Source organism: Methylobacter luteus IMV-B-3098 (genome assembly GCF_000427625.1).
GTDB classification, from domain to species: domain Bacteria; phylum Pseudomonadota; class Gammaproteobacteria; order Methylococcales; family Methylomonadaceae; genus Methylobacter; species Methylobacter luteus.
Genome location: NZ_KE386569.1, coordinates 406242 through 419268, shown reverse-complemented (window position 1 = coordinate 419268; position 13027 = coordinate 406242). Strand labels below are relative to the sequence as shown.

At 54.0% G+C, this 13027-nt stretch carries 12 protein-coding genes and 1 tRNA gene; 6 read left to right on the top strand and 7 right to left on the bottom strand.

The features are described from left to right. The first annotated feature begins 64 nt into the window (after window positions 1-64). Entirely contained in the window at window positions 65-700 is a 636-nt protein-coding gene (locus tag METLU_RS0104005) for a YchE family NAAT transporter (RefSeq protein ID WP_027157102.1), read from the top strand. 34 nt (window positions 701-734) lie between these two features. Continuing rightward, window positions 735-1799: a magnesium/cobalt transporter CorA gene (corA, locus tag METLU_RS0104000; RefSeq protein ID WP_027157101.1), complete on the top strand. Its 1065-nt coding sequence runs from the start codon at window positions 735-737 to the stop codon at window positions 1797-1799. 44 nt (window positions 1800-1843) lie between these two features. Here the strand turns inward: corA and METLU_RS0103995 are convergent, their stop codons facing one another. Beyond that, complete coding sequence (locus METLU_RS0103995; RefSeq protein ID WP_027157100.1) at window positions 1844-2323, bottom strand: FKBP-type peptidyl-prolyl cis-trans isomerase; 480 nt, start codon at window positions 2321-2323, stop codon at window positions 1844-1846. Between the two features lie 119 nt (window positions 2324-2442). Between METLU_RS0103995 and greB the strand changes: the two genes are divergently transcribed. Further along, entirely contained in the window at window positions 2443-2952 is a 510-nt protein-coding gene (gene greB, locus METLU_RS0103990) for a transcription elongation factor GreB (RefSeq protein ID WP_027157099.1), read from the top strand. A 30-nt stretch (window positions 2953-2982) separates the two neighbouring features. On the opposite strand, the gene METLU_RS0103985 is transcribed toward greB, so the two are convergent. The 5 genes from METLU_RS0103985 to METLU_RS0103965 all read right to left on the bottom strand — a co-directional run bounded on the left by METLU_RS0103985 (window position 2983) and on the right by METLU_RS0103965 (window position 9350). After that, complete coding sequence (locus METLU_RS0103985) at window positions 2983-3333, bottom strand: hypothetical protein (protein ID WP_027157098.1); 351 nt, start codon at window positions 3331-3333, stop codon at window positions 2983-2985. A 15-nt stretch (window positions 3334-3348) separates the two neighbouring features. Continuing rightward, window positions 3349-6105, bottom strand: a complete 2757-nt coding sequence (locus METLU_RS0103980) for an Hsp70 family protein (protein WP_027157097.1) — start codon at window positions 6103-6105, stop codon at window positions 3349-3351. Window positions 6106-6247: 142 nt separating this feature from the next. Further along, on the bottom strand, window positions 6248-8290 hold the full coding sequence (locus METLU_RS0103975; RefSeq protein ID WP_231383542.1) for an Hsp70 family protein: 2043 nt from the start codon (window positions 8288-8290) through the stop codon (window positions 6248-6250). Beyond that, a complete protein-coding gene (locus METLU_RS0103970; protein ID WP_027157095.1) occupies window positions 8287-8946 on the bottom strand; it encodes a DUF2760 domain-containing protein in 660 nt (219 codons plus the stop codon). Before METLU_RS0103970 ends, METLU_RS0103975 begins: the two co-directional genes overlap by 4 nt. A gap of 23 nt (window positions 8947-8969) precedes the next feature. Next, window positions 8970-9350: a hypothetical protein gene (locus tag METLU_RS0103965; protein WP_027157094.1), complete on the bottom strand. Its 381-nt coding sequence runs from the start codon at window positions 9348-9350 to the stop codon at window positions 8970-8972. 208 nt (window positions 9351-9558) lie between these two features. Between METLU_RS0103965 and METLU_RS0103960 the strand changes: the two genes are divergently transcribed. The 3 genes from METLU_RS0103960 (at window position 9559) to METLU_RS0103950 (ending at window position 12662) form a co-directional block, all read left to right on the top strand. After that, the gene (locus METLU_RS0103960; protein ID WP_027157093.1) at window positions 9559-10365 is read left to right on the top strand and encodes a spermine/spermidine synthase domain-containing protein; all 807 of its coding nucleotides are present in this window, start codon (window positions 9559-9561) and stop codon (window positions 10363-10365) included. Continuing rightward, window positions 10362-12551: a YgiQ family radical SAM protein gene (locus METLU_RS0103955; RefSeq protein WP_027157092.1), complete on the top strand. Its 2190-nt coding sequence runs from the start codon at window positions 10362-10364 to the stop codon at window positions 12549-12551. The genes METLU_RS0103960 and METLU_RS0103955 overlap by 4 nt, the downstream gene beginning before the upstream one ends. Window positions 12552-12586: 35 nt before the next feature. Next, window positions 12587-12662, top strand: a tRNA-Thr gene (locus METLU_RS0103950). A 148-nt stretch (window positions 12663-12810) separates the two neighbouring features. Here METLU_RS0103950 and METLU_RS29120 read toward each other — a convergent pair. Further along, window positions 12811-12972, bottom strand: a complete 162-nt coding sequence (locus tag METLU_RS29120) for a transposase (RefSeq protein ID WP_196806492.1) — start codon at window positions 12970-12972, stop codon at window positions 12811-12813. Between the last annotated feature and the right edge of the window lie 55 nt (window positions 12973-13027).

Sequence of the window (13027 nt, the reverse complement as noted above, 5' to 3'; positions counted from 1 at the left end):
TATCGGTTTAGAGTTATGTCCGTATGCCGAATCCTGCGATTCGCTTCGTTTGCCGGAAAACATTATGCTTGAATACACGGATTATATAAAAATATTTGTCGCCTTATTCGCCGTGGTCGATCCGATAGGCATGATTCCTATTATTGCCGCGCTCACCTCTAACACGAAAGGGGCCGAGCTCAGAAGCATCGAAAAAACCGTCGTGATAACGGTCACGACGATTCTGCTGCTGGCGCTCTTTATAGGTGAAAATCTGCTGCTTTTCTTCGGCATCAGCCTCAATTCGTTCCGGGTCAGCGGCGGCATTTTGCTGATGCTGATGGCGCTTTCCATGCTGCAGGCTAAAATCAGCGAAACCGTGCATACTAAAAAGGAAGCCAAGGAAGGCGAAGCCAAGCAGTCCATTGCCGTGGTGCCTTTATCGATGCCGCTGCTGGCGGGTCCTGGCGCCATCAGCACGGTCATCCTGTATTCGCACCGGGGCACGGATATAAACCACTACCTCATTATGAGTCTGGACATCATTGCCGTCATGATAATTTTATGGATCGTGCTGAGAACGACTCCCTGGCTGGTCCGACATATCAGCCAAACCGGCATAAACATATTCATACGGCTAATGGGACTGATTCTTTCGGCGCTGGCCGTCGAATTTATTGCCAGCGGCCTGAAAGGTTTATTTCCGGTATTGGCCGGCTAAGACCTGCAATCCTACTCACAAATTATTTTTTATCATGTCTGAATCATTAAGTTACTCTTCTGAAAAATCCGGCCTGCCGTCGGGCTCGCTCGTGCATGTCGGCGAAGTGCACGAGATTGAGAACCGCATCACGGTCGTGGATTACAATAAATCCGTGCTTGAAAAGCGCGTCGTCAAATCGATTGATGACATTTTGCTGTATAAACATACCCATACAGTGACCTGGGTGAATATCGAGGGCCTAACGGACGTTTCAGTCATCGAGGCCATCGGCAAACACTTCGGCATTCACGCACTGGTGCTCGAGGATATCCTCAATACTCATCAACGGCCCAAATTCGAGGATTATGAGGATTATTTGTACATCGTCCTTAAAGCGCTGTCTCTCAGTGATGATATATTTGATGTGTCCTATGAACAGATCAGCTTATTGATCCTCGACAAATTTGTTTTTTCCTTCAAGGAAAAACCCGACGACATATTTGATCCGATTCTGACCCAGCTCAACAATGAGAAAGGCCGCTTGCGTAATTTCGGCACGGATTACCTGGCTTATGTGATCATGGATACTGTCGTCGATGAATATTTCACCCTGCAGGATACGCTCGATGAACTGATTGAAGCTGTCGAGGACGAATTGCTGTCCTCGCCCTCGTCAAAAACGTTGATGACCATACAGACCATCAAGCGCGAATTGATTTTTTTACGCAGAAGCGTCTCGCCGCTACGGGAATTGCTGGCCGGCATACAGCGCAGCGAATCGGATTTGCTGCATGAGCGCACCAAACGCTATTTCGGCGATGTCTATGATCATGCCGTACGCGTGATCGAAGCCATGGAATCCTGCCGTGACCTGATCGCCGGCATGATGGACATTTATTTGTCCAGCGTCAGCAACAAAATGAACGAGACCATGAAAGTCCTGACCGTGTTTGCCACGATATTTATTCCCTTAACTTTTATCGCCGGCGTCTACGGCATGAATTTCGAGTATATGCCGGAACTGAAATGGAAATGGGCTTACCCGGCCTTATGGGCCGTGTTTATCGCGATCTCGGTCTTTCTGCTCGGTTATTTCAAGAAAAAAGACTGGCTTTAGCCGGGCCGGTTCCGCTGGCGCCGGAACCAGCCTGCTGATAATAATTAGTGATGGCAACCGTCGCCATGAACATGGCCATGAGCGAGTTCATCCTGAGTCGCAGGTCTGACCGCTACGACTTCGACATCAAAATTCAGCGCTTCACCGGCCAGAGGGTGGTTGCCGTCAATTGTCACGTCATCACCATCGACATCCACAACCGTAACCACGCCCGGACCTGAACTGACATCGGCATGAAACTGCATGCCGACTTCGATGTTATCGACACCTTCAAACATAGCCCTTGGAATAACCTGAACCATATCCTCCTCATGTTCGCCATAAGCGTCAGCCGGCTCAATGTGGACATTGAATTTGTCGCCTGCTGTTTTACCCGTCAAAGCGTTTTCCAGGCCGGAAATAATATTTCCCATGCCATGCAGGTAAACCAACGGCTCATCCCCAACCGAACTGTCCAGCACTTCGCCAGCATCATTAGTCAGAGTATAATGAATTGAAACAGCCATATTGTCTGCTATTTGCATGATGAAAACCTTTCTCGTGATTTAAAAGGCCACTATCATATAGATTTATCAGACATTTGTCTGGAAAAATAAACAGCCGGGCTTAAGCCTGTGCCTGAAGTCATCCCGGAAAATTGAATATGTCACGCTGGCGACCGCCTCAACCAAAATCAGCCCCTTACATTACGCCGGAAGGTTATCAGGCGCTGGAGATGGAATTGAAAGCGCTCTGGGACCGGCGCAAAGAAGTTACCCTGGCCTTGTCGGCCGCAGCCGCCGAAGGCGACCGCTCGGAGAATGCCGAGTATATCTACCGCAAGAAGGAACTGCGAGGCATTGACCGACGTATCCATTATTTGCAAAGGCGTTTGCCTTCTCTCAATATCGTCTCGGAAACGCCTGCCGATCAGGACAGAATTTTTTTCAGCGCCTGGGTCACGCTCGAGAATGAGGACGGAGAAGAGATCACTTACCGCATCGTTGGCGCCGATGAGCTTGATCCCAAAAAAAATTACATCAGTCTTGACTCCCCACTGGCGAGAGCGCTGCTTAAAAAAACGATTGATGATGAAGTGGTTATTAAAAACGCGCTCAAGGAAAGCCGCTATATTGTCGTCGATATCGGCTACAAAAAGCCCGCCGGTAACTGAATTGTCGATGGCCGGCTAGCGCCTCTGCCCTTAATTCTCCCTTTTGCTTTTTAACTGCCTCGCGGACACATAACCTGCCAGGGCGCCCCACAACAGCATATAACTGCTGTGCAGCATGACTTCAGGTTTAAAGCTGTTGATATTTCTGAAGTAATCCCAGATGTCATCGGCCAGCACCAAGGCTAAAACTACATAGAACACATTCATGAACCTGATTCTATGTTTGGAAAAAACCCAGACTCCGATAGCGATAAAGCCGGCAAAGAATCTGATAGCACTGTGAATCAGAATTTCCTCCTGCCATATATCCACCTTAAAGGCCGCATTTACGAAATAAAGCAGGATGAATCCCACCACTATGACAACGCCGACTGCTTTCATGTTTATTTTTAGGTTTTAGTTATTATTGATTAATTTTAGCCCCGGCGGCAAAGCCTCGCCAAAAATTTGTTTTTCCTCTTTCTCATCAAGCTCTCGAATTTGTTCCACCATGTCCACCCAGGTCGAAGGCGCTTTGCTCAGCCGCAATTTCTCGATGATTTGCCTGCGCGTTGCCTCGTCGATGTCGCGCGCGCGGTCGCCGCTCATGCGCGCGATCAAGGTCGCGGCAAAGCCGGCCTGAGGATTTTTCTTCCAGTCTTCGGACATCAGTTGCTTGAGCCACACGCAGACCTTATCGGCGGGAATCACATTGTGGCTGCTGCCGTGGAACGGCATCCGCGCACCGATACGGCCGACGGCCCACCAGGTCTGACTGGGCTCGCTGGCTTTCTGCAAGCGTTTCAGCAGCCATTCGCCCAACTGTATTTTCTTGTCGACGGGCAGCCGTTCCAGCACCGCAGCCAGACGCACTATGTCGTCATAGCCGCGCGCCTTGACCTGCTTGGCAACGCCGGGCTGTCTGGCGGCGGCTGGATCAATGTACTTGGTTATATCGTTGAAGATCTGTTCCTGCGCTTCGCTGCCGAGGCCGCCGGCAATACGGCGCCACAATGTCCACCATTCGGTCCAGTTCTGGGTTTCGTTGACAAACTGAATGCCTTGAGAATAGGTTTTCCAGAGCTGTTCCACGCGCCAATCGTCGAGCGGATAGCCGAATCCCGGACGCAGGCAAAAACCAGTCAGGCTGAGCCAGACCCTCTCATGGTTCTCGGAACGGCGACGGTACTTCAGACCATCTAGCAACGCCGTGAACATGGCCCGAAGCAGCGGCGTTTCCCATTCATTGCGCGAGCTGCCCAGCAACTTTTCCAGATCGGCGCGCAGATTCTTGACTGCTTTGGGATCAACCTGCTTGGATTTTGAACCGAACACCGTCTGTATCTTTTCGACGGCGGCATTGAACTGGGCTGGCAAAGCCGCATCGGTTTGCAGACCACTCACGCCTTTCTTTCTGATCTGGAACTCCACATCCCAGCGCTGCGCGCTATCGGCAACGGACACGCACTGAATTTTCAACGTGCCGATTTCAGTCTGGGTCACGGCCAATTGCACGATGACTTCGCGGTTGCCCTGCTTGTCGTCATGCTCGAATGCCACGGCCAAAGGCGGCAGTGAATGGAACTGATCGGTAACGTCGGTCAGATCGCCGGGCTTGAACGGCGTATCGCCGGTCATCGAGGCCAGATGGAAGCGCACGGGCTGCCCCAGACGCAAGGCAAATTGCCGGTCCTTCAGGATCACCTCGTCGCCCTCTTCGCTGCCGCGCGGCAGGATACAGACACCCTGTTGCACGGCTTTTTCGGTATCGACCAGCAGAAAATAACTGCGTGCCGCGCCGCCGCCGATTTTCAGCTTCTTTTCGCGGCGCGCGATGGCGTAACTGACCGCACCCAAGGCCACGGACAGTTCGGGGTGCTTGTTTTCGAGCAAGACCGGAGGCTTATCGGCCCACGAATTGATTAACTCGACCGTGCGCTGCGTGATCGGCCGGCTGCGGAATACGCCGCCGTTGAGCAACAGCGCATCGGGCACGACGCCCTCGCCTTTCAAGGCTTCACGGCAGGCTTCGCGATGCAGCTTCAAGAATGCCGCGATATGTTTGCTGACTGCCGGCTCGGCCGCATAAGGCAAACCGAACTCAACCACACCGCTACGCTTCCGGTCCGGCAGTTCATCCAGTCCCGACAGCGGAAAGAATCCGTCCAAGGCAATGGCCCTGGCCTCGTCCCGGCTCAGTGAAACGGAACGCGAACTGCCGATCAGTTTGGAGCCGCCGCCCAGCAAGGTGACGTTAACCTGCTCCGGAGCATCTTCGGCCAGCAGCCGTTCCTTGGCCAGGCGGCACTGTTCGATCAGCTGTGACAAATCGGCCGCCGACAAACGTCTCTCGTCTCTGACCAGCCGGCTTTCGGCCAGATGCGCCAGCGCGAGATCGATATTATCGCCGCCGAGCATTAAATGCTCGCCGACGCCGATACGGGTCAATTTAGGCTCCTGCTCGCCCTGCTCGACCTTGATCAGCGTCAGGTCGGTCGTGCCGCCGCCCACGTCGCAGACCAGCAGCAGACGAACATCGGCCAGCGCCTGCTTGATCGTGCCGGCATGGCGCCTTAACCAGTCGTAGCAGACCGCTTGGGGCTCTTCCAGCAGGCGGACATTGGGAAAGCCCGCAATGCGTGCGGCTTCCAGCGTCAGCGAGCGCGCCGCCTCATCAAACGAGGCCGGCACGGTAATGACGATATCCTGCTTTTCCAGGGGGGAATCGGGAAACCGGTGGCCCCAGACAGTACGGATGTGCGCCAGATAACTGGCGCTGGCATCGATCGGCGACACCTTGTCGATGTCATCGCTGCTGCCCCAGGGCAGAATCTCGGCACTATGGTCGACCGACGGATGCGACAACCAGCTTTTGGCGCTGGTCACGAACCGGCCTTTGGTCTTGGCGCCCAACAGGCGCGCGGCCTCGCCGATCACGGCCGTCTCGCCGGCCGGCGAAAAGCTGACATCGGCTTCCGACAGCTCGCCGCTGGCCGGATGATAACGCACGGAAGGCAGCAAGGGCCGGGCCGCGACCTGGCCGGGAGCGATCAGTTGCTCGACCTGAAAAATTTCGATTTCGGGATTGGGTTTATCGGTTCTGGCAAAGGCGACAACGGTATGCGTTGTGCCCAGGTCGATACCGACTAAATAGTTGGCGGATTGATTTTGCACGATGATTTTGTGATTTTAAGAGTCCAATCGATCCAGGATATTAGTTAATCTCTTCCATGAGTCATTGGGGTGATCATTTATCAAGATTCGGTTTGACATAACCAGGGCGACCGGTCGGTCGCCCTGCTGTTCGGAGAAGTTATTACTCTTCCCCGGCCCTGACATCAAACTCGATCTTCCAGCGGCCATTGTCTTTTTGCGATACGGCCTGCAATTCCAGCGTACCGACTTCGGTCACGGCCGCGAGCAGATGAACGGGTATGACTTCACCGGGCCGGCGGCCTTCTTCCGGCAACGTGACCTCGATTTCATCCAGCTCTTCAAGCTCGCCATCAGCCCAGTAATCGAGGCGCGTGCCTACCGTATCGTCACGCCGCGTATTGGACGCGAAGAAACGGAAACGCACCGGCTCGCCGATAACGAGGCCGAATTCATCATGGGGCAACTCCTCTTGAGTCCCTTCTTCCATGCCGAACGGCGCGATGCACAAGGCCTCAATCTCGGGTGCCATGCCCGGTACGGCCGGCATGGCGCTTTCGACGCCAACATAGTAGGACGCGGCCGTACCGCCTTTGATGCGCACGCCTTTGCCTTTGCGCACGTAACCGTAATAAGCGGCGCCGCGCGCAACGGCCAGATCCAGATCGACGCCCGGCAACAGTCTGGCTTCGGGCGCCTGCTCGGCCTTCAGCCAGGAATTCAGGACTTCCATCAACCGGTCGGCAAGCACCTGCGCTTTCAGCACGCCGCCATTGAACAGCACGGCCGTCGGATGCAGGAAGCTGGCATGCTCGGGCAGATTGACGTCTTTCAGATCTACCGCCGCGCCTTGCTGTTTGGCCAGGAACGCCGCCAGATGCCGCGTGATGCCCGCATCCTGCGCATAAGGCAGGCCCGCGGTTCTTAAGCCGGTACGTGTGCGGGTAATCGGCCGGTCACTGGCTGCAACCTTGGGCATGAAGCCCTCGACCAATACGCGGTTGACTTCCTCGCGCGTCAATTCGGTGCGCAGCGTGCCGCCGATCAGCGACGAGCCGCGGCTGGCGACAACGAGTGGAATCGTATCGATCTCGGCATTGTTGAAAATTTTCTCTTTCGCATCGCGGCAACTGTGCGTCAACGCCTGTATCTGCCAGGGCTCAAGGCGTTTGCCGTCCTGCTCCAGCTTGGCTTTGACCGTGTAGGCCAGGGCCAGGTCCATGTTGTCGCCGCCGAGCAGGATATGATCACCGACCGCGACGCGGGTCAGCTCCAGATTGCCGCCCTGTTCGGTGACGGCGATCAATGACAGGTCGGTCGTGCCGCCGCCGATATCAATGACCAGGATGATATCGCCGCAAGTGGCGTAATTACGCCAGTCGCCATGGCTTTTCTCGATCCAGCTGTACAGGGCCGCCTGCGGCTCCTCCAGCAGAATCGCCTGGTCCAGACCCACGGATCGGGCCGCTTCGACGGTCAACTCGCGCGCCGCCGGATCAAACGAGGCCGGCACAGTGATAACCAGATCCTGCTCATCCAGTGGCGCATCAGGATGCAGGCTTTCCCAGGCTTCGCGCAGGTGCGCCAGATAAGCCGTAGTCGCCTGGAAAGGCGAAACGCGTTCAACTTCATCCGGCGCTTCGGCCGGCAGAATGGGCGATTTGCAATCGACGCCGGCATGGCACAGCCAGCTCTTAGCGCTGGCGACCAGGCGGATCGGCGTCTTGCTGCCCAGATTGCGCGCGATTTCACCGACCAGATAGTCCGGCTTGGCCGCCCACGGCAGCGAGGTCGAGCCTTCCGCCAGCTCGGCTTCGTGCGCCTGATACAGAAACGATGGCAGCTGTTCCTTTTCTTCCACGGCGCCGGGCGAGGTCAATTGCGGTATGGCCATGACCTGTTGGGAAAATTCATCGTCTATTTTGCTGAGATCGGCATACGACAGAACGCAATGCGTCGTGCCCAAATCGATGCCTACTGAAAACCTCGGCCCGTCATGAGCAGTGACTTCGGCCACTTCATCACTGGCTTGCGGATTGTCATTAGTCTGTTGATCTACGGTTTCAGTATTTTCAGTGTCTGGCATTTCGCTCTCTGTAGCTTCTAAATCAGTAGCCGCAACAGGGGTATTTTCCGGCTCTGCGGCGGCCTTCTCGTCCTTCTTTTTCAGCGCATCCGGCTTTATATGGCTGAACAACCCTTTCATAGCTCGACCTCCGCTGGCGCGACGATATGGGCATTATACCCCTGTGTCAGTTTAGGCAGGCGGATATCAGTCACCTTCCAGCCTTTATGAACCAGTGTGCCGTTAAACGGCGCCGAGCCGACGATATTGCCGGTCAGGCGCACGCTGGCGGCATCGAAGCCTTGCGGCAGGGTCACTTTCGTGCCTTCCTGCTCGCCGCGCACGGGCGCCAGACTAAAGTGCTCGTTGATGGCTTTGTTGCAGCCTTCGTGCACGACGCGCGCGGCGATACCGATGTCGGCATCGCCATAGGCAGAAATATCTTCCTTGATGAAGTCGATAAAACGCGCCTCTTTTTGCAGCAATCCCAGTAATTGCAGGGCTGCATCGGGCGTCGCCTCCTTCAATATCACCGGTTCCGGCGCCGGTGCATGGACGATTTTCTCGACTTCGACGATTTTCTCAACGACTTTGACTTCAGGTTCAGGCGCGGGTGCGGCCGGCGCAATAACCGGCGCTACCGCTTTTTTGCGGCCCCGGGCCAGACTGATCACCATGGACAGCAGCAGAATGATCAGGATCAGTGACAACAGCACCACGGCACCGGCCAGATACACATGCCACAAGTCGAACGTGGTCGGCACCAGCGTCAAATCAATTGCGTAGTTAGTATTCATTCAATTAAAAGCTCTTTCGATTATTATTGTTGACCCGCTTTACGGGCTGCTTCGGCAAACATCATTTCCTGAAGCACGGCACGTGTGGTTTGGATGCGCATCTGTTTCAGATGGCGGTCGGCGACTACGCCGGGCACGTTTTCTTCCGTATATACTTCGCGCATTTTCGCTAAGGTCGGCTCGCACTGTTTAATAAGGCCTTCCGTCGCCCTGCGGCTTTCCAGTTGCTGATACGCCGGTTTTTTCATTTCTTCCACGACGCATTTTTTATAGTCGTATTTGGCTTCCTGAATTTTTTTCATCGTGTCTTCAGTCAGTACGGTGTTATGCCATTCATTTTTCGCATCGTCAGCGAAGGCTGTTACTGCTGAAAGCAAGATAGTCAGGAAAAAAAGCTTTTTCATGATAGTCCTCAATATTAAACGTTTAATTTTACGCGAACTGGTTAAAAAATAAGTAACGAACATCTAAATCGGGGCAGATGTCATTTTTTCAATGCTTCCATGATAAATAACATAGTATGACGGAATGGCTATTTGTCCAAAAATACCGGCCAATAGTCATTCATCTGTATAATGTTTGGTCATCCATTAAACACTAGCAATCTTTAATATGTACAAATATGATGGCCGACTGATCCACCAAAGTCACGATGATGACGGTATTATAGAGGTGGTCGAACTCAACGGCGTCAGATCCCTGCATTTCGGCTCGCATCCCAGGCAAAGCAGCATGCGTTTAGCCGCGCCGCATAAACTGCAATTGACTTACGTGCGCGCCATGACCTGCTGGCTGTTATTCAAGCAGACGTTGGATGACGATGCTCTGATTATCGGTTTAGGTGGAGGTTCACTCACGAAGCATTTGCTGCACCATTTTTCCGAATGCAGATTAAAAGCAGTGGAATACAGGAGAAGCGTGGTCAAAATCGCACGCAGCCATTTTGGCCTGCCGCTGGACCCGCGCCTGAAAATTATTGTCGATGACGGCGGACGCTATATTTGCCAACGGACCGAAACCGAACGGGAACATTACAGCCTGCTTTTTGTCGATGCATTCGATCATGAACGCATGGCCGAATCCATCTGTAGCGAAGCTTTTTTTGAAGCCTGCAAGCTGTTCCTGAAAAAAGACGGCATACTGGTCATCAATCTTTGGGGCACCGACAAACCCTTGTTCGCACAGGTTTCCCGATGGCTGGGCCGCATTTTCCAATGGAAAATTCTGTTTCTGCCGGTGCGCTGCAAGGGCAATATCATCGCCTTCGCCTTTAATGATCATTCTGCCTTTTATTCCATGCGGGATTTAAGAGCAAGAGCGATGGCTCTTGAAGAGCACTATCAAATTGAATTTCCGGTCTTCCTGAGAGATCTGAATACGCACAACCCCCATACGCTGACTAATCTGATAAAACCATGACGTCTTCCGCTTTACCTTCTGTACCCAACCTGTTCAGCTATCGCAAATACTGGGCGCAACGTTTCGGCGTAGCGCCGGAATTGCCGATGAGCCGGGAGGAAATGGATAACCTGGGCTGGGACTCGTGCGATATCATCCTCGTCACCGGCGACGCTTATATTGATCACCCCAGCTTCGGCATGGCATTGATCGGCCGGCTGCTGGAAGCGCAGGGGTTTCGGGTCGGCATTATCTCGCAGCCCGACTGGACCAGCGCCCGCGATTTCCAGAAACTGGGCCGCCCGAACCTGTTCTTCGGCGTGACCGGCGGCAACATGGATTCGATGGTCAACCGTTATACATCGGACAAAAAAATCCGCTCTAACGATGCCTATACACCAGACGGTGCAGCCGGCAAACGGCCTGATCGCGCCGTCAACGTCTACTCGCACCGCTGCCGCGAAGCCTACAAGGATGTCCCGATCATCATCGGCGGCATCGAAGCCAGCCTGCGGCGCATCGCGCATTATGACTACTGGTCCGACAAGGTGCGCAAATCGGTACTGCTCGATTCCAAAGCCGACCTGCTGGTTTACGGCAATGCCGAACGACAAATCGTCGAGATCGCGCACCGCCTGGCGAACGGCGAGGCCATTGCCGATCTGAAAGGCATCCGCGGCACCGCGCACTTCGTCAAGCAGATTCCAGAAGGCTGGATCGTCAAGGACTCCACGCATATCGACACACCGGGAGCCGTAGCGCCGCCGCAGAATCCTTATCAGGAACAGCCCGCCTGCGAAGTCAAAAATACGGCCGAGCCAGGCGGCGAAAAGGTCATCCAGTTCGACAAGCATTTGATCAGAAACCGGCGCGCGCAGACCGTGATCCGATTGCCCGACTATGACGACGTCAAGGACGATCCGATCCTGTATGCCCATGCCTCGCGCGTCATGCACGGCGAGACCAATCCCGGCAACGCCCGGCCGTTGGTTCAGCAGCATGGCTCACGGCTGCTCTGGATCAATCCGCCGCCCATCCCTCTGAGCACGAAGGAAATGGACGGCGTCTTCGATTTGCCCTATTCGCGCCTGCCGCACAAGGCCTACGGCAATGCCAACGTGCCCGCTTTCGAGATGATCCAGCATTCGGTCAACATCATGCGCGGCTGTTTCGGCGGCTGTACCTTCTGTTCCATCACCGAGCATGAAGGTCGCATCATTCAAAGCCGTTCGGAGGATTCGATCATCCGCGAAATTGAAGCGATACGCGACACCTCGCCCAATTTTACCGGCCATATCTCCGATCTGGGCGGGCCGACCGCCAACATGTACCGGCTGGCCTGTAAGGATGAGAAAATTGAAGCGGCCTGCCGCAAGCCATCCTGCGTCTATCCGGGCATTTGCCCCAACCTGAACACGGACCATACGCATCTGATCAAGCTGTACCGGCGTGCGCGCGCCCTGCCCGGCATCAAGAAAATCTTTATCGCCTCCGGCCTGCGCTACGATCTGGCCGTGGAATCGCCAGAATATGTCAGGGAACTGGTCAAATACCATGTCGGCGGCTACCTGAAAATCGCCCCGGAACATACCGAGAAAGGCCCGCTGTCAAAAATGATGAAGCCGGGCATGGGTACGTACGATCGCTTCAAAGCCATGTTCGACAAATTCTCGAAGGAAGCCGGCAAGGAACAGTACCTGATCCCCTACTTCATCGCCGCCCATCCCGGCACGACCGACCAGGACATGCTGAACCTGGCCTTATGGCTGAAGCGCAACGGTTTCAGAGCCGACCAGGTGCAGGCCTTCCTGCCCTCGCCGATGTCCATCGCCACGGCCATGTATCACTCAGGCAAGGACACCTTGCATAAAGTCAGCCGCACAGTCGCCGACATCCCGATACCCAAAAGCGTCAAGCAGCGCCGCCTGCACAAAGCTTTCCTGCGCTATCACGACCCGAAAAACTGGCCTCTGCTGCGCGAGGCGCTGAAGGCAATGGGCCGCAGCGATCTGATCGGCAACGGCAAGCATCATCTGGTGCCATCATTCCAGCCCAAAGGCACCGTCGAGCCTTCCGAAAATAAGGTCCAGCGCTTTAAAACCAAATACACCGGCCTGGATAACAAACGCGGCGATAAAAACCCTCGCCCCTCCGGCAATAGAAATAAAGCGGGGCATAATAAGCAAAAAAGTTTAAAAAAATACTAGGCAAAACAAGAATACCGTGTATAATACTCTCATTCGCTGGTGTAGCTCAGTCGGTAGAGCAGCTGATTTGTAATCAGCCGGTCGCGGGTTCGATTCCCATCGCCAGCTCCATATTTCAAAGGCCTTAGGTAATTTATCAAGGCCTTTTTTATTGCCTGAAAAATTTTAGCAAGCACATAATCCAGCCAAATAAAAAACAAAATAACAAGCTTCAGTTCGATCTAAGCCTTCGAGATAAAGAGTAACAAATCGACATTGCTCAAATTGAAAGCCGGTTTTTATCCGGATAGGAATGCGTCATCCGACTGGTGATGATGTTGGACAAATAACTGGTTGAAGAGCGATGCCGTGAGTACTCAAGATCGCCAATATTCTTGAATTGATCATTGATCGTTTCAATGATGTTGCGCTTGCGCAGCAAACATTTATCAAGCCCATCAATACTTGCGGTTTCATGTTTTTCTTCAAGATGGCCA

Coding starts and splice junctions, on each gene's coding strand:
- METLU_RS0104005 (WP_027157102.1), top strand. CDS start 65: ATGCTTGAATACACGGATTATATAAAAATATTTGTCGCCTTATTCGCC.
- METLU_RS0103965 (WP_027157094.1), bottom strand. CDS start 9,350: ATGAAAAAGCTTTTTTTCCTGACTATCTTGCTTTCAGCAGTAACAGCC.
- METLU_RS0103970 (WP_027157095.1), bottom strand. CDS start 8,946: ATGAATACTAACTACGCAATTGATTTGACGCTGGTGCCGACCACGTTC.
- METLU_RS0103955 (WP_027157092.1), top strand. CDS start 10,362: ATGACGTCTTCCGCTTTACCTTCTGTACCCAACCTGTTCAGCTATCGC.
- METLU_RS0103975 (WP_231383542.1), bottom strand. CDS start 8,290: ATGAAAGGGTTGTTCAGCCATATAAAGCCGGATGCGCTGAAAAAGAAG.
- corA (WP_027157101.1), top strand. CDS start 735: ATGTCTGAATCATTAAGTTACTCTTCTGAAAAATCCGGCCTGCCGTCG.
- METLU_RS0103985 (WP_027157098.1), bottom strand. CDS start 3,333: ATGAAAGCAGTCGGCGTTGTCATAGTGGTGGGATTCATCCTGCTTTAT.
- greB (WP_027157099.1), top strand. CDS start 2,443: ATGTCACGCTGGCGACCGCCTCAACCAAAATCAGCCCCTTACATTACG.
- METLU_RS0103960 (WP_027157093.1), top strand. CDS start 9,559: ATGTACAAATATGATGGCCGACTGATCCACCAAAGTCACGATGATGAC.
- METLU_RS0103995 (WP_027157100.1), bottom strand. CDS start 2,323: ATGCAAATAGCAGACAATATGGCTGTTTCAATTCATTATACTCTGACT.